We start from the raw sequence: 18,322 nt of genomic DNA, 5'->3' as shown, positions 1-18,322 counted from the left end.
CGGCCGCGACATCGCGCGGGTGGACGTGGACCCGGGGACCGCGGCGGTCACCGCCGAGTCCGGCGCCCCGATCCGCGACGACGAGCGGCGCGCGCCGGTCCGCCCGGACAACGCGGCGTACACGATCTTCACCTCCGGCTCGACCGGTCGGCCCAAGGGCGTCACGGTCTCGCAGCGGTCGGTGCTCAACCGGCTCCGATGGGGGATGGCGACCTTCCCCTTCTCCGCCGCGGACACCGTCATCCTCAAGACCCCCTACACCTTCGACGTGTCGGTGCCCGAACTCTTCGCGCCGCCGTTGGCGGGGGCGGCGATGTTCATCGCCCGCGACGGCGGGCACGCCGATCCCGACTACCTGATCGGCGTGCTGGAGAGCCGCGGCATCACCTCGGTGCACTTCGTCCCGTCGATGCTCGCGGTCTTCCTCGACGTGGTCGACGCCGGGCGCCTGCGAGCACTGGACGGCATTCGATACGTCTTCGCCTCCGGCGAGGCCCTGCCGCCGTCGCTGGCCAAGCGGACCCGCGAGATCTGGCCGCACGCCGGGCTGCACGACCTGTTCGGGCCGACCGAGGCCGCGGTCGAGGTCAGCCACGCCGACCTGCACACCGTCGGCCGCACCGTGCCGATCGGCTACCCGGTGTGGAACACGGCCACCTATGTCCTCGACTCCCGGCTCGCCCAGGTGGGACCCGGGGTCCCCGGCGAGCTCTACCTGGCCGGCGTGCAGTTGGCCCGGGGCTATGCGGCGCGCCCGGACCAGACCGCCGAGCGGTTCGTCGCCGACCCGCACGGCGCCCCCGGCGCCCGGATGTACCGCACCGGCGACCTCGTCGCCCGTAACGGCGACGGCGCCCTCGAATACCTGGGGCGGATCGATTTCCAGGTGAAGCTGCGCGGGCAGCGCATCGAATTGGGCGAGGTCGAATCGGTACTGGCCCAGGTCCCCGGCGTCGTCCACGCCGCGGCCACCGTCGCGACCGCGTCCAGCGGCGCCGAACACCTCGTCGCCTACCTCGCCGGACACGATATCGACATCGAGACCGCCGGGTCCGTCGTCGAGCAGGCCCTACCCGCCTACATGGTGCCCACCGTCTGGCAGGTGCTCGACGACGTGCGGCTCAACACCGCGGGCAAGCTCGACCGTCGCGCCCTGCCCGCCCCCGACTTCAGTGCGACGGCCGGCGCCGATCGCGTGGCCCCGGCCTCGCCCGCCGAGGCCCGCATCGCCGAGATCGTCGCCGGCGTCCTGGGCGTCGACGAGGTCGGCGTCACCGATTCCTTCTTCGCCCTCGGCGGCGACTCGATCATGTCGATCCAGCTCGCCTCGCTGCTGCGGGGCGAGGGCTACGAGGTCGGCCCCCGCGACATCTTCGAACAACGGACCGTGCGGGCCCTGGCCGCCCGGGCGGGCAGCGCCGAGGCCGTGCGCCTCGACGAACTACCCGGCGGCGCGGTGGGCGAGGTCGACCTCACCCCCACGATCGGCTGGATGCTGGAGAATGCGCCGACCCCCGGCGCCTTCCGCGACTACTCGCAGTCGGTGGTGCTCGCCCTGCCCGCCGCCGTTTCCGCCGCCGACGTCGCCGCGGCCCTCGACGCGGTGGTCTCCCGCCACCCGATGCTGTCGGCACGCCTGGCCGAGCAGGATGGGAAGTGGACGATGACCGCCGGATCGGGGATGCCGGTCGCCGATCGCGTCCTCGTCGAGGAGACGGTGGCGCGCCCCGGGACGGCCGAATTCGACGAGGAGATCCGGCGGGCGCACCGCGTCGCGTTGTCGTTGCTGGACCCGACGACCGGGGCGATGGTCGCCGCGGCCGGGATCCGGCCGGCCGGGGGCGACGGTCGGCTGGTGCTCGCCATCCATCACGCCGCGGTCGATGCGGTGTCCTGGCGGACCGTCGTCGGCGACCTGGTGACGGCCGGGGCCGCATTGGCCGCCGGTGGCCCGATCGACCTCCCGCCTGCGGCGGGGACCTCCATGCGCCGGTGGGCGCGGGTCCTCACCGAGACCGGCGCGGACCGCCGGGAGGAGGTCGCGCTGTGGCGCGCGCACCTGCCCGCCGCCGCGCTGTTGTCCACCGACCGCCGCCCCCTGGTCGCGGAGGCCGTCGGCATCCGCGCGGAGGTACCGCCCGCGGTCACCGAGGCGGTGTTGCGCCGCGTCGCCGAGACGTTCCGCACCGGCGTCGACGACATCCTGCTCGCCGCGCTGCTGATCGCCGTCGCACGGCGCGACGACTCCGGTGCCGACTGGGCCGCGGCACTGATCGAGGGGCACGGCCGCGTCGAATCCATCGCACTCGGAGCCGACCTGTCGAGCACGGTCGGATGGTTCACCAGCGTCTCACCGGTCGCCGTCGCGACATCGGTCCTCACCGGCGACCTCGTCCACGCCGTCAAAGCCGTCAAGACGGCGGTCGCCGTCCGCCCCGACGACGGCATCGGATTCGGTCCGCTGCGCTGGGGACCCGGTCGCGACGAGCAGATCGCCGCCGCGCCGCTCCCGCCGATCGTCTTCAACTACCTCGGCTCGGGTGCCGCGACCGCGACGGCGGAGTCCGACGGTCCCGGGTCCGTCGCTTTCGCGCCCGTGGCCGATGCGCCCGCGCTGCCCGGCTCGGTGGACGGACAGATGTCGGTCGCGCCGCTGACCGTCAACATCAACACCGAGACGGGTTCGGACGGACGTCGCTTCCTCGTCGATGTCGCTGCGGCCGGGCCGGGGCTGGGCGCCGCAGAGTCGACCGCCATCGCCGAGGCGCTGGGGCAGGTGCTGGCCGAGCTGGCCGCGACCGTCGCCGAGCGCGACCCGGGGCGCAGTCCGACGGATCTCGTCGGGATCGACCTCGCGCAGGAGGAGATCGACGCGATCGAAGGCGCGCATCCCGGTGCCGAGATCTGGCCGCTCTCACCGCTGCAACAGGGTCTGCTGTTCCAGTCCGAGTTGACCGCCGACGAACCCGGCGCCGCCGATCCGTACGTGATGCAGGCCGTCGTGCGGCTGAGCGGCGACCTCGACGAGGAGAGGCTCGTCGGGGCCGCCCGCCGACTGCTCGAGCGGCATGCCGTGTTGCGCAGCGCCTTCACGCGCACGACCGACGGACAGGCGGTCGCCCTCGTCGCCCCCGACGTCGAGCCGGCGTGGCGCACCGTCGACCTGCGCGCCGATGACCGGGAGCAGGCGCGGGCCACGGCCGACGACCTGGCGCGCACGGAGAAGCAAACCGGATTCGACCTGGCCGAGCCGCCGCTCATCCGCTTCGTCCACGTGCTGCTGCCGGACGGGATATCCGAACTGGTCGTCACCAATCACCACCTGTTGGCCGACGGGTGGTCGAGCCCGCTCGTGCTGGCCGAACTCTTCGCGGCCTACGCCGGCGAACCGAGCCGTGGCGCCGCCTCGGACTACCGGGATTTCCTCGGGTGGCTCGCCGAGCGCGACGTCGAGGCCGGCCGGGAGGTGTGGCGTGATTTCCTCGCCGACGTCACCGGCCCGACGCTGGTGGCCCCCGGAGCGGTGTCCGCGGTCGGGGCGAGTGTGGATCACCGCATCGACCTCGGCCCGGGGCTCAGCGCAACGCTGGCGGCCTTCGCCCGCGATCACGAGACCACCACCGCGACGCTGCTGCAATTCGCGTGGGCGGTGGTGTTGCACCGGCTGACCGGCGTGGACACGGTCGCCTTCGGCGAGACCGTCTCCGGCCGCCCGCCCGAACTGCCCGGTGCCGAGACGATGATCGGCCTGCTCATCAACACCGTTCCGGTGGCCGTCACCGTCGACGAGCGCCAGCCGATTCCAGCGGCGCTGGCCGAGCTGACCGCGCGCAAGGCCGCGGTGCTCGACCACCAGCACCTCTCGCTCACCGACATCGCCTCGGCGGCCGGGCAACCCGAACTCTTCGACACCCTGACCGTCTTCGAGTCCTATCCGGTCGACGCGGAGGGAATCGCCGCCGCGGGGGGCTCCCTCGGCGTGCAGATCGTCGGCGTGCGTGCCGACGACGCCACGCACTACCCGTTGACCCTGGCCGCCGCGCCCGCATCCGGCGGCGACCTCGCGCTCACGCTGAAATACCTGCCCGACCTGTTCACCGCCGAGGAGGCGGCCGCCGTCGTCGACTCCGTGCGCACCGTGCTGGGCGGGATCGCCACCGGTACCGCCGAATCGGTGGGCGATCTGGCGCTGACCGCACCCGACGCGTCGCCCGGCCCCGACATGGTCGGCGGGACGGCGCCGGTGCTGCTGCGCGAGCTGTTCGCCGCCGCGGCCCGCGGCCACGCCGACGAGACGGCGGTCGTCAGCGGCCGTTCGTCGATGTCCTATCGCAAGCTCGACGAGGCGTCCAACCGGTTGGCGCGGGTATTGCTCGCCGACGGGGTCGGCCCCGAGACACTCGTCGCCCTGGCCATCCCGCGATCGGTGGAACTGCTGATCGCCATCTGGGCGGTCGCCAAGACCGGCGGCGGATACGTGCCGATCGACCCCGACTACCCGTCGGCGCGGGTCGCGGCCATGTTGGCGGACTGCGGTGCGGGCCACGGCCTCACCGTGACCGCCGTCGGCGAGCTGCCCGCCCTGCCGGGCGAACCCGGCGGGTGGCACCGCGTGGACGGGGCGGAGTTCGTCGCCCGCTACCGGGCCGCGAGCGCCGAGCCGATCCCGGAGCTGCCGCGCACTCATGTCGACAACACCGCCTACGTGATCTTCACCTCCGGCTCGACGGGGAGGCCCAAGGGGGTCGCGGTCACCCATCGGGGACTGGCCAACTTCGCCGCGCAGGAGGCCCGGCGCAGCGACATCACCGCGGATGCGCGCGTCCTGGCCTTCGCTTCGCCGAGCTTCGACGCCTCGGTCCTCGAATACCTCCTGGCGACCGTCTCCGGCGCCGCCCTGGTCTACCGGCCCTCCGACGCGGTGGGGGGCGACGCGCTGCAACGGGTCATCGCCGACGGCGGCGTGACCCACGGATTCCTCACGCCGTCGGTGGTCGCCTCGCTCGACCCGCACGCGTGGCCGACCCTGCGGGCCCTCTTCGTCGGCGGCGAGGCGGTGCCGCGGTCGCTCGTTGCCGGGTGGTCGCAGCACCGCCTGCAGAACCTCTACGGTCCCACCGAGACCACCATCGGCATCACGATCAGCGCCCCGCTCGTACCCGGCGAGCCGGTGGTGCTGGGCGCGCCGCTGGACGGTGTCGGATTGGCCGTGCTCGACGAGCGGCTGCGCCCGGTGCCCCTCGGCTTCCCGGGCGAGCTCTACGTCTACGGCAACGCGCTTTCGCGCGGCTACCTCGACCGACCCGGGCTGACCGCCGACCGCTTCGTCGCCAACCCGCTCGGCGCCGACGGCGACCGCATGTACCGCACCGGCGACGTCGTCGCCTGGCACCGCGACGGCGCCGGCCGGTTGGTCCTGCGCTACCGCGGCCGCAACGACGACCAGATCAAGCTGCGCGGGCTGCGCATCGAACTGGGCGAGATCGAGGCGGCGATCGGGGCACTCGACGGGGTGGGCAGCGCCGTCGTCGTCGGGGTCCGCGAGGACGGCGGCATCGCCGAGTCCGGCGAGAACGTCGTCGCATCGTTGGCCGCCTACGTCGTCGGCGAACCGGGAGCGGCGGTCACCGGGGAGACCGTCCGCGAGCGGTTGGGCGCCGCCCTGCCCAGCCACCTGGTGCCGGCGACGGTGACGGTGATCGACGACCTGCCGCTGACCCCGGTGGGCAAACTGGACCGCGGCGCCCTGCCCGCACCGGAGGTCGCGCGATCCGGTGAATTCATCGAACCCGCCACCGACGCCGAGCGCGCGGTGGCCGCCACCGTCGCCGAACTCCTCGGCCTCGACCGGGTCGGTGCGACCGACTCCTTCTTCTCCCTCGGGGGCAACTCGCTGAGCGCGGCTCGGCTGGCGGCCCGGCTGGCCGACGCGTTGGGCCACGCCGTGTCGGTGCGCGACGTCTTCGACGAGCCGACCGTGCGCGGCCTGGCCGGGCTGACCGCCGGGGCGGCGAATTCGGCGCTCCCGCCGATCAGCCGGGTGGAACCGCTGCCCGAGGTCGTGCCCCTCTCCTCCGCCCAGCAGCGGATGTGGTTCATCAACCGATTCGACCCGGAGTCGGGCGCCTACAACATCCCCATCGCGTTGCGGTTGCGCGGCGCGGTGGACGTCGACGCGGTGCGCGCGGCCCTGCTCGACGTCGTCGGACGCCACGAACTGCTGCGCACCGTGTTCCCCGCCGCCGACGGCGTGCCGAGGCAGGTGATCCGCCCCCTCGACGAGGCGGCGGCCGAACTGGACTGGGAGGTCGTCGGCACCGTCGAGCAGGCCATGTCCGCCGCCGCCCGAGGCTTCGACGTGGCGAGCCAGATCCCGGTGCGGGCCCGCGTCGTCGTCGAGTCGCCGGGCAGCGCGGTGGTCGTGCTCGCCGTCCACCACATCGCCGCCGACGGCCAGTCCATGCCGGTGCTCGCCCGCGACCTGGTCGCGGCCTACGTCAGCCGCTCCCGGGGCGGCCCGAATCCGTTGCCGCCGCTAGCGGTGCGCTTCGCCGACGTCGCGCTCTGGCAGCAGTCGGCGCTGGGGGCGGCCGACGATCCCGATTCGGTGGTGGGGCGCCAGGTCGGGTATTGGCGCGAGCGCCTGGCCGATCTGCCCGAGTCGCTCGACCTGCCCTTCGACCGACCGCGCCCCGCGGTGTTCGACCACACCGGCGGCCGCGTCGCGATCGAGTTGCCGGATGAGCTGGCCCGCGCCGTGGCCGAACTCGCCGCTCGCACCGGGACGACGACCTTCATGGTCCTGCACGCCGCCCTCGCGGTCACCGTCGCACGGCTGACCGGCAGCGCCGACATCGCCATCGGCGCCGCAGCGGGCAACCGCGGGCAGCGCGAACTGGACGAACTGGTCGGCATGTTCGTCAACACCGTCGTGCTGCGCACCCAGGTGGTACCCCAGGAGGACGCCGACGCCCTGCTGGCCCGGGTCCGGGCGGGCGACGTCGCGGATATGGCGAACGCCGACGTGCCCTTCGAGCAGCTGGTGGAGATCCTGGCCCCGCCGCGGTCCACCGCGCACTCCCCGCTCTACCAAATCGGTTTCACCTTCAATTCCACTGCCGCGACCGAGAAGGACCCGCTGTTGCGGGCCGGTATCGACGTCACCCCCCTCGACACCGGGGCGATGCCCGCGCAGGTCGACCTGGTCCTCGAGGTGGACGAGGTCGTCACCTCCGCTGGCGGGCGCCTGCGGGCCGGTATGGCCTACGCGACCGCGCTGTTCGACGAGTCCACGGTGCGCCGCTTCGGCACCATCTGGCGTACGGTCCTCGAGGCGCTGACCCGCCGCGACGGCCAGCCCGTCGGCGACATCGACCTCCTCACCGCCACCGAGCACGTCGAACTGCTGCCGCGGCGCTCGCGCCTGCCCAGCCGCCCGCGCCGCACCATCACCGAGATCCTCGACGCGCGGAGGTTGACCGGCGACCGGATCGCCGTGATCGAGGGTGAGCGGCAGTGGACCTTCGACGAGTTCGAGGCGTTGACCAACCGTCTCGCGCGGCTGCTGATCGGCCGCGGCCTCGGCCCGGGCCACACCGTCGCGGTGGTCATGGCGCGCTCGGCCGACTCGGTCATCGGCATCACCGCCGTCATGAAGACCGGCGCCGCCTACCTCCCGGTCGATCCCAAGCTGCCGCCCGACCGGATCGCCTTCATGCTCGCCGACGCGGATGCGCACGCCGTGCTGACACGACTGCGCGACCGCGAGGCGGTGGTCGCCGCTGCTCCGGCCGTCGAGCCGATCGTGATCGACGCCCCGCAGACCGACGTGGCGCTGGCCGAGCTGTCCGCCGAGTCCGTCGCCGCGGCCGAGCGCATCCGTCCCTCCCGCGTCGACGACACGGCCTATCTGATCTTCACCTCCGGCTCCACCGGTCTGCCCAAGGCCGTCGCCGTCAGCCACCGCGGAATCGCGAACATCCTCGCCTTCGCCCAGGATTGGCCCGACGACGAGGATGCGCGGGTCCTGCACCTGCTCTCGCCCAGCTTCGACGCCGCACTGCTCGACTACCTCACCCCGGTGGCGGCGGGCAACACCGTGGTCGTCGTCCCCGCCGACGTGGTGGGCGGCGACGAACTCGTCGACGTCATGAACGCGGGTCGGGTGACCGATGCGGTCTTCACCCCGGCGGTGCTCGCGATCACCGAGGTCGAACGCGTGCCCACCCTGAAGCGGCTGGAGACCGGCGGCGAGGCCTGCCCGCCGGAGCTGGTGGAGCGGGTCACCGGCGCGGGGATCACCCTGCAGAACAACTACGGCCCGACCGAGACCACCGTCGTCTCGACCCTTTTCGACCTGCGTCCCGAGCACCCGGTGCTCGTCGGCGAGCCCGTCGAGGGGATGGCCGCGGTCGTCCTCGACCCGCGGCTGCGACCCGTCCCCGTCGGCGTCGTCGGCGAGCTGTATCTGATGGGCGACGGCGTCGCCAACGGCTACTGGAACCGGTTCGGGCTCACCGCGTCCCGTTTCGTCGCGAACCCGTACGCCGCGTCGACCACCGGCCCGGGGAGCCCCGCGAAGGCAGGGGACCGGATGTATGCCACCGGCGACCTGGTCCGTTGGGTGATCCCCGACGGGCTGGACGGCCCGCAGCTCGAATACGCCGGGCGCACCGATTTCCAGGTGAAGATCAACGGCCTGCGGATCGAATTGGCCGAGATCGACCACGCCCTGCAGGCGCTGGATGCAATCGACCAGTCGTACACCGTCGGGGCCACCGATCCGGCGGGTCACGCCCGGCTGGTCGGCTACGTCGTCGCCGCACCCGGAGTCGATTTCGACGCCGACGCGGTGTCCGAGGCGCTGCGCGCGTCGCTGCCCGCCTACATGGTGCCGTCGGTCTACGTGCCGCTCGACGCACTCCCGCTCACCGCGATCGGCAAGGTCGACCGCGACCGACTGCCCGCGCCGCAGTTCGTCGCCGCGGCGGGCCGCGGTGCGGTGCCGTCCACCGAGGCGGAGCGCGCGGTGGCCGCGATCATGGGCGAGCTGCTCGACGTGGCCGAGGTGGGCGCCGACGATTCCTTCTTCGACCTCGGCGGCAGCTCCCTCTCCGGCGCCCGGCTCGTGGCGCGGATCAACGCGGCGCTGGGGTCGTCGCTGACGGTGCGCGACGCCTTCGAATTGGCCACCGTCCGCGATCTGGCCCGCCGCGCCGAGGAACTCCGCGGCGACCTGCCGTCGCGGCCGGTGCTGCGCGAGCGGCCCGATCCGCTCCCGCTCTCGGCCACCCAGCGGCGCATGTGGTTCCTCAACCAATTCGACACCGCCTCACCCGCGTACAACATCCCGATCCCGGTGCGGCTGCGCGGCGCCGTCGACCTCGACGCGCTGCACGCCGCGCTCGGCGACGTCCTCGATCGCCACGAGGTGCTGCGCACGGTGTTCCCCGCCGATCCCGCCGCCGGTCCCCGGCAGGAGATCCTCACCCCCGCCGACGCCCGGCGACGGCTCGATTGGCGCCGGGTCGAGTCGGCGCCGGAACTGGTCGCCGACGCGGGGCGGGGATTCGACGTCGCCACCGAACTGCCGATCCGCGGTCGCTGGTATGACGACACCGCCGACGGCACGACCGACCTGCTGATCGTCGTGCATCACATCGCCTTCGACGGCCAATCCGGCCCGATCTTCCTGCGCGACCTCGTCGCCGCCTACGAGACGCGCGTCGGTGCGGCGCCGGTTCCGCTGCCCGACCTGCCCGTCCAATACGGCGACTACGCGCTGTGGCAGCTCGACGAACTCGGCCATCCGGACGACCCGGACTCGGCGATGGGCGGGCAATTCGCCTATTGGCGCGACCGGTTGGCCGGCCTGCCCGCCGTCACCGACCTCCCGATGGACCGCCCGCGCCCGGCCGTCGCCGACCGCGCCGGCGCCCGGGTGCGCCTCCCGATCCCGGCCGACCTGCGCGCCGGGATCGAGGGCTTCGCCGCCGCACACGGCGTCACCGGCTTCATGGCGCACCACGCCCTGTTCGCCGCGACCGTCGCCCGGTTGGCCGCCACCGACGACGTCGTCCTCGGCACCCCCATCGACGGGCGCGCGGACGCGGCGCTGCACGACCTCATCGGCATGTTCGTCAACACCCTCGTGCTGCGCACCCGGATCGACGCCGGGGCGTCGGTCGCGGAGCTGTTGGCGCAGGTGCGCCGCACCGACCTGGAAGCCTTCGACAACGCCGACGTGCCCTTCGAGCAGTTGGTGGAGGAGCTGGCGCCGGAACGGTCGACCGCACACGCCCCGTTGTTCCAGATCGCGCTGACGGTGACCGACGACGACGGGTTGCAAAGCGCGGAACTGCGCCGCGCCGGCATCACCGTCGAACCGCTGCCGGTCGACATCGACGAGGAGAAGGTCGACCTGACGCTCAGCGTGCTGCACGGCGAGACCGAGTCCTTCCTCGAATTCTCCTATGCCACAGCACTCTTCGACGAGGGGACGATCCGCCGGTTCGCCGAGGTGTGGCAGCGCATCGTCGCCGCGGCCGTCGCCGACCCGACTGTCGCTGTCGGCGACATCGACATCGTCGGGGAAGCGTCGTCGCCTCCGGCGGTCGCGACGCGCCTGCCGGAGCCGGGGAGCCGTCGGGCGGTTGGGGGCACCAGCGCGGCGGGCACCCTCGTCGACGTCCTCGCGAGCCGTGATCTCGACCCCACCCACCCGGCGCTGATCTGCGGCGACGAGCAGCTCGACTACGCCACCTTCGAGGCGCGCACCAACTGCGTCGCACACGCCCTGATCGAACGCGGCCTCGGACCCGAGGACGTGGTGGCGATCGGCCTGCCCCGATCGATCGACTTCGTCGTCGCCGTCTGGGGCGTCGTGAAGTCGGGGGCCGCCTACCTGCCCGTCGATCCGGCCTACCCGGCCGAGCGCATCGCCTTCATGCTCGACGACAGCGCCGCGGCGCTGGGGATCGATGCGGGCACCGGCTTGGGCGGCGGCTGTGACTGGGTGACCGTGCAGGACCTACTCGCCTCCGGTGACGACTCGCCGGTGCTCGACTCTCAGCGCCGCGGGTCGGTCACCCTGGCGACCCTGGCCTACCTCATCTACACCTCCGGCTCGACCGGGCAGCCCAAGGCCGTCGCGGTCGGCAACGCCGGTATCGCCGACCTCGTCGCCGCGCACCGCTCGATCACCGGCAGCCGGGCCGACGACCCGGACACCCGCGTGCTGCACGTCGCCTCGCCCAGCTTCGACGCCTCCTTCTTCGAGATGATCTGGGCCGTCGCCGCCGGGCACACCCTGGTGATCGCGCCGGCCGACGACTACGCCGGCCCGGCCCTCGACCAGGTGATCGCGGACGGCCAGGTCACCGACATGGTGATCACCCCTTCCGTGCTGTCCTCGCTGGACCCGGCGAGTGCGGAGACCGTGCGCAACCTGGCCACCGCCGGCGAGGCCTGCCCGCCGCCGCTCGTCGAGCGGTGGGCCGCGCGGGGGCGGCGGCTGTTCAACTTCTACGGCCCGTCGGAGACGACGGTGTGGGCCACCCGGGCACGCATGCTGCCCGACAAGCCGGTCACCATCGGCCGCGCCATCGAGGGCTTCACCGCGCGGGTCCTCGACGCCCGGTTGCACGAGGTGCCCCAGGGCGTGGTCGGCGAGCTGTACCTGTCGGCCGCCGGGCTCGCCCGCGGCTATGCGCGCCGCCCCGGGCTGACCGCCAGCAGGTTCGTCGCCGACCCCCACGGTGAGCCGGGGGCCCGCCTCTACGCCACCGGCGACCTGGTTCGCCGCGGTGCCTCGGGCGACCTGGAGTTCGCCGGCCGTGCCGACGACCAGATCAAGATCAACGGGCAGCGCGTCGAGCTCGGCGAGATCCAGGCGGTCCTCGCCGCGCAGCCGGGCGTCGCGCAGGCCGTCGTGGTCGGCATCGACGACGACCACGGCGTGACCCGCCTCGTCGGATACCTCGTCGCCGACCAGGCGGCCCCGGCCCCCGACATCGAGGCGGTCACCGCCGCGGCGGCGCTGCTGCTCCCGGCCCACATGGTGCCCGGGCAACTCCTCACCATCGACGAACTGCCCATGACGCGGTCGGGGAAGCTGGACCGTGCCGCGCTGCCGGTGCCCGGCGCCCCGGTCGCCGGCGAGTTCGCCGCACCGGAGACCGAGGCCGAGGCCACTCTGGCCGACATCGTGGCCGGCCTGCTCGGCCGCGACGGGGTGTCGGTCACCGAATCCTTCTTCGCGCTCGGCGGCGACTCGATCATGTCGATCCAATTGGCGTCGGCGGCCAAGGCGGCCGGGCTGCCGCTGACCCCGCGCGAGATTTTCGAGCACCGCACGGTGCGCGCGATGGCCCGGGTAGCCACGGACGGATCGACGGCACCGGCGCTGCCCGAACCCGACGGCGGCGCCGACGGCGAGGTGCCGCTGCCGCCGATCGTCGCGTGGATGGCCGAGTCGGCCGACGGGCCGAGCGACTACGCCGACTTCTCGCAGGCGATCGTGTTCACCGCGCCGCGCGCACTCGACGCCGATGCGCTGCGCGTCGTCGTGGGAGCGGTCGCGCAGGCGCACCCGGCGCTGCGCGCCACCCTCGACCAGGACTTCCAGCACGCGATCCTGCGAACCGGGGTGGTCGACGCGGAGGACGCGGTGTGGATCGCGCACCGGGTCTGCGACGCGGCGGCGGGCAGCCCGGCGTTCGACGACGAGATCCGTGCGGCCCACGCCGACGCCCTGGCCCACCTGAACCCGGCCGTCGGGCTCCTCGTCGCCGCCGTGCTGGTGCGCGACTCCGCCGGCGACGGCCGCATCGTGCTCGCCGTTCACCACCTCGGGGTCGACGTGGTGTCCTGGCCTATCCTCGTCGAAGACCTCGCTACGGCCTGGGCGCAGCACCGTGGCGGCAGCCCGATCGACCTGCGCCCGGAGGTGACCTCGGTGCGCGGCTGGTACACCGCCGTCGCGCGGGAGGCGGCCGCGCGCCGCGACGAGACCGGCTATTGGCTCGACCGGCTGCCGCAGACGCCGACGGTATTGGCACCGACGAATCCGGGGGAGGACCGATGAGCGCGGCCCGAACGACGCGCCTGCGCGTGCCGGCCGATGTCGCCGAAGCGGTCCTGGGCACCGCGCCGAAAGCGTTCCGCACCGGCAGCACCGAGATCATGCTGGCCGCCCTGGCCCGGGCGGTGCGCGGCTACCAGTGCGCCGCCGGAATCGTCGACGACCGGCCGATCTCGGTGCAGCTCGAGGGACACGGCCGCGACCACACGGTCCTGGCGCACCAGACGGGCCAGGCCGACCTGACGCGGACCGTCGGCTGGTTCACCACCATCGCGCCGGTGCTACTCGACCCCGGCGCCGATGCCGTCCACGCCGTCAAGGCGGCCAAGGAGGAGATCGCCGGGCAACCCGACGGCGCCGGATTCGGCATGCTCCGCTACGGGCCGGAACCCGATCCGGAACTGGCACGCCGACCGCTGCCCAGTATCGGGTTCAACTTCCTCGGCGCCGGCACGGCCGCCGCCGCGACCCCCGACTCCGCCGACGAGCTGGCCGACGACCTGGTGCCCGCCGCCGACGGGCCGTCGCTCCCGGCGACTGTCAGCGGCCGGATGCGCCCGGCCAACGCGCTGGCGTTCACCGTCAGCGCGGTACCGGGCGAGGGTGGGCGCGAACTCGTCGCCGACATCGGATACGACGACACCGTCCTCGACCTCGCCGCCGCCTCCGACATCGGTGCCCGCTGGGCCGCCGAACTGGGCGGGATCGTCGCCGCGGCCCGGGCGGGCGGAATCGGGCTCAGCCCGTCCGACGTGCCCGGATCGGGTCTCACCCAGGCCGATCTCGACGCGCTGGCGCGCACCTATCCCGAAGCGCAGGTGTGGGGGCTCTCCCCGTTGCAGCGCGGGTTCTACTTCCAGCACGAATTGGTCGCCGACGATGCGCAGGGCCTCGACGTCTATTCGACGCAGGCCGTCATCGAGTTCACCGGCCACCTCGACCGGGAGCGGCTGCGCACCGCGGTCGCCGCCCTGCTGGACCGGCACCGCGTCCTGCGCTCCGGCTATATCCGCACCGAGAGCGGGGCCATCGCGGCGGTCGTCCCGGATTCGGTGTCGCTGCCCTTCGAGATACACGAGACTCCCGACGCGGCGGCGGTCGCCGCCCTCGCCGGTGCGGAGCGCTACCGGCCGTTCGACCTCGCCGCGCCGCCCGTTGTACGGTTCGTCCTGGCCGCCGGGCACGACCACGACAGCCTCGTCGTCACGAACCACCACATCCTCTTCGACGGATGGTCGGGCCCACTGGTGCTGGCCGACCTGCTCTCGCTGTACGGGACCGGTGCGCCCGCGGTTCCCGACGAGCCCGACTTCGCCGACTACCTGGCCCACCTCGCCGACACCGACCGGGAGGCCGGCCTCGCGGCCTGGCGCGATCTCCTCGCCGACCTCGACGGCCCCACCCTCGTCGGCACCGGTGCCGGCGTCAGCGCCGACGAGCCCCCCGCCGAATTCCGCTTCGGGTTGGGTGCCGATCTGACCGCGGAACTGGGCGCGCTGGGCCGCGAGCAGCAGGTCACCCCCAGCACGATCCTGCAGGCGGCCTGGGCGGTGTTCCTCTCGCGGCTGACCGGCAATCGCACGGTGTGCTTCGGCGAGACGGTGTCCGGCCGCCCGGCCGGGCTCGACGGCGTCGAATCGATGATCGGCCTGTTCATCAACACGCTTCCGGTCGCGGCCCGGATCGCCCCCGACCGCACCGTGGCCGAACTGCTCGACGGGATGCAGCGCGCCAAGGTCGACGTCCTCGACCACCAGCACGTGAGCCTGGCCGAGATCTCCGCCGCCGTCGGCCAGAACGTCCTCTTCGACACCCTGACCCTGCACGAGTCCTATCCGATCGACGTCGCCGGGATCGAGGCGGCGACACCGGGTGACGTCGCGATCAGTGACATCGCGATGGCCGACGCCTCGCACTACCCGTTGAACCTGTACACGCAGCCGGTCGCCGACGACATCTCGGCGACCCTGAAGTACCTGCCGGGCGAGTTCACCGGCGCACAGGTCGAGGCCTTCGCCGACGTGTACCGCCAGATCCTGCGGGTCATGGTCGCCGATCCGGCCCGCCGCCTCGGCGACATCGACCCGGCGTCGGAGCGCGCCCGGACCGAGGCGTTGGCGCGGGCGCGCGGACCGGTCGTCGAGGTGGCGCGCACGACGCTGCCCGATACCCTCGCCGCACAGGTCGCGGCGACCCCGGATGCCCCGGCACTGCGCCTGCGCGACCGGGTCGTCGACTACCGGGAATTCGGCGCGCGGGTGAACTCCCTCGCGCGGGAACTGATCGGGCTCGGCGTCGGACCCGAGGACGCCGTCGCGGTCTGCATGCCCCGCTCGGTCGAGATGCTCGTCGCGCTGCACGCGATCGTCGCCGCCGGCGGGCAGTACGTGCCGGTCGACACCGAGGCGCCGCCGGAGCGCACCCAGCAGATGTTCGACACCGCCGGGGTGTCCTTGGCCCTGGTCGTCGACCCGCGGGTGGAGCCGTTGCGCGGGACGAGCGCGCGGGTCGTCGCCGTCGACGCGGATGGACCGGTCGATCCGGCGGCCGCCGATGTGCCCGTCACCGATGCCGACCGGCGCGCCCCGCTGCGCCCCGCCCACGCCGCCTACACCCTGTTCACCTCGGGCTCCACCGGCGTGCCCAAGGGGGTCACGCTGTCGCACGAGGCGGTCCTCAACCGCCTGTACTGGGGCAACGACGAGTTCGGGTGGGCCGCCGACGACGTCGTGATGCTGAAGACGCCCTATACCTTCGACTGCTCGGTCCCCGAACTCTTCGAGGCCTTCATGGTCGGCGCCCAGGTCGTCATCGCCGAGCCGGGTGGGCATGCCGATCCGGTCTACCTCGCCGAGCTGGTCGCCTCCGCCGGTGTCACCTCGATCCACTTCGTGCCGTCGATGCTCTCGGTGTTCAACGACGTCGTCGGGGGCCTGGCCAACGGCGGGAGCGGGACCGATCTGACGCTGTCGAGTCTGCGCTGGATCTACACGACCGGTGAGGCGCTGCCCCCGGCGGTCGCCGCGCGCACCCGCGAACTCGTCCCGGGTGCCGACTTCTACAACCTCTACGGCCCCACCGAGGCGGCTATCGAGATCACCTACGAGCAGATCGAGACGGTGGGGGAGCGCGTCGGGATCGGCGTGCCGATGTGGAACTCGACGGCCTACGTCCTCGACGAGAGGCTGCGCCCGGTGCCGCCGGGGATGCCGGGCGAGCTCTACCTGGGCGGGGTCCAGCTGGCCCGCGGATATGCCGCTCGCGCCGACCTCACCGCCGAGCGCTTCGTCGCCGACCCGTTCGGCGGGCCGGGATCGCGGCTGTACCGGACCGGCGACCTGGTGCGAATCCTGCCCGGCGCGGCCGGCGGCGGCGATCGGCTGGAGTACCTGGGCCGGACCGACTTCCAGGTGAAGCTGCGCGGGCAGCGCATCGAACTGGGTGAGATCGAGTCGGCGATCGCCGCCGCTCCGGGCGTCGTGCACGCCGCCGCGACCGTCGTCACCGCACCGGGCGGCGGCGAGCACCTGGTCGGCTACTACGCGCCGGCCGATGTCGCGCCGCCGACCGTGGCCGCCGCCGTCGCGCTGGCCCTGCCCGAATACATGCACCCGACGGTGTGGGTGCCGCTGGACGACATCGTGCTCAACACCGCGGGCAAGCTCGACCGCAACGCGCTGCCCGCGCCGGAGTTCACCGCCGACACCGGGTTCCGCCCGGCCGCGACCGCGGCGGAGGAAGTCCTCGTCGACGTCTTCGCCGACGTGCTCGGATTGTCGGAGGTCAGTGCCGACGCCGGGTTCTTCGACATCGGCGGCAACTCGCTGACCGCGACCCAGCTGGCCGGGCGGCTCACGGCGCTGACCGGCGAGCGCGTCGGTGTGCGCCTGCTCTTCGACAACCCGACTCCGGCGGCGCTGGCCCGCGCCCTCGACCTGGACGGGGCCATCGGCCTCGGCGAAGTATCCGTCGCCGAGCGGCCCGAACGTCCCGACCGGCTGCCGTTGTCGTTGGCCCAGCAGCGGATGTGGTTCCTCAACACCTTCGACCCGGACACCACCGCCTACAACCTGCCGCTGGCCATGCGCATCACCGGCGACGTCGAGGACGCGGCGATGGCCGCGGCGGTCAATGACTTGCTCGGGCGGCACGAGGTGTTGCGGACCCGCTACCCGGCCGGCGACGACGGGCGCGATCCCGTCCAGGAGATCGTCGACCTCGATACGGCGGTGGTGGAGATCGGATTCTCCCGCCGCGTCGTCGCCGACGTCGGTACCGCGGTCGCGGAATTCCTCGGACAGACCTTCGACGTCACGCGCCAGATCCCGGTCCGCGTCGCGCTGTTCACCGATGGTGATGCGCAGGTGCTGGCCTCGGTCGTGCACCACATCGCCGCCGACGGCGTCTCGCTGGGCATCCTCGGTGCCGACCTCATGACGGCCTACGCCGCCCGTGTCTCCGGCCGCGAACCGGGCTGGGAGCGGTTGCCGCTGCAATTCGCCGACGTCGCGTTGCTGCAGCGCGAGCGCCTCGGGTCGGTGAGCGATCCGGGCTCCGAGCTTTCCCGGCAATTCGAGCATTGGCGCGAAGAGCTGGCGGGCATCCCGGAGATCGTCGAGATCCCCGGCGACCGCCCGCGACCGCCGGTGGCGACCCAGGCCGGCGGCTCGGTCGACTTCGCCGTTCCGGCGGGGGTCGTGGCCGCGGTCGGCGACCTGGCCCGGTCCGTCGGGGCCACCGACTTCATGGTGGTCCACGCCGCCCTCGCCGCACTGATCTCCCGCCTGGCCGGCACCGACGACGTGGTGATCGGCACGCCCGTCGCCGGGCGCGGCGACCCGGAGACGGCCGGCATGGTCGGCATGTTCGTCAACACCCTGGTGCTGCGGACCCTGGTCGACCCGGCCGCCGACGCGCGCGCACTGATCGGCACCGTGCGCGCCGCCGACGAGCGCGCACTGGCCAATGCCGACATCCCCTTCGAATACCTCGTCGAAGAACTCGCGCCGACGCGCACCGAGGCTCACACGCCGCTCTTCGGGATCCAGTTGGCCTTCCAGAACTTCGCCGACGGTGCCGCGGGGCAAGCGCAGGAGGTCGCCGGCCTGACCGTCGATCCCGTCGCCGCACCCACCACGGCGGTGCAGAACGACCTCACCTTCGTTCTCGCCCCCGATGCCGACGGCGGCTGGACCGGGCGGCTGCCCTTCGCCACCGACCTGTACGACGCCCATTCCGCGC

The 18,322-nt window shown here is 73.1% G+C and carries 2 protein-coding genes (both cut by a window edge); both read left to right on the top strand.

All coding sequences use genetic code 11. The annotated features are described in order from the left end of the window. On the top strand, positions 1-13,084 hold the 3' portion of the coding sequence (locus HUN08_RS14050; RefSeq protein ID WP_124246720.1) for a non-ribosomal peptide synthetase. It extends 7,142 nt beyond the left edge of the window; the window shows 13,084 of its 20,226 coding nt (coding positions 7,143-20,226); its start codon lies off the left edge, out of view; it ends in the stop codon at positions 13,082-13,084. After that, positions 13,081-18,322, top strand: the start of a protein-coding gene (locus tag HUN08_RS14045) for a non-ribosomal peptide synthetase (RefSeq protein WP_124246721.1). 12,332 nt of this gene lie beyond the right edge of the window; only the first 5,242 of its 17,574 coding nucleotides appear in the window; the start codon lies at positions 13,081-13,083; its stop codon lies beyond the right edge, outside the window. Before HUN08_RS14050 ends, HUN08_RS14045 begins: the two co-directional genes overlap by 4 nt.

Origin of the sequence: Gordonia sp. X0973, assembly GCF_013348785.1 — a bacterium.
GTDB lineage: Bacteria > Actinomycetota > Actinomycetes > Mycobacteriales > Mycobacteriaceae > Gordonia.
This window is presented reverse-complemented; position numbering and strand designations above follow the sequence as displayed.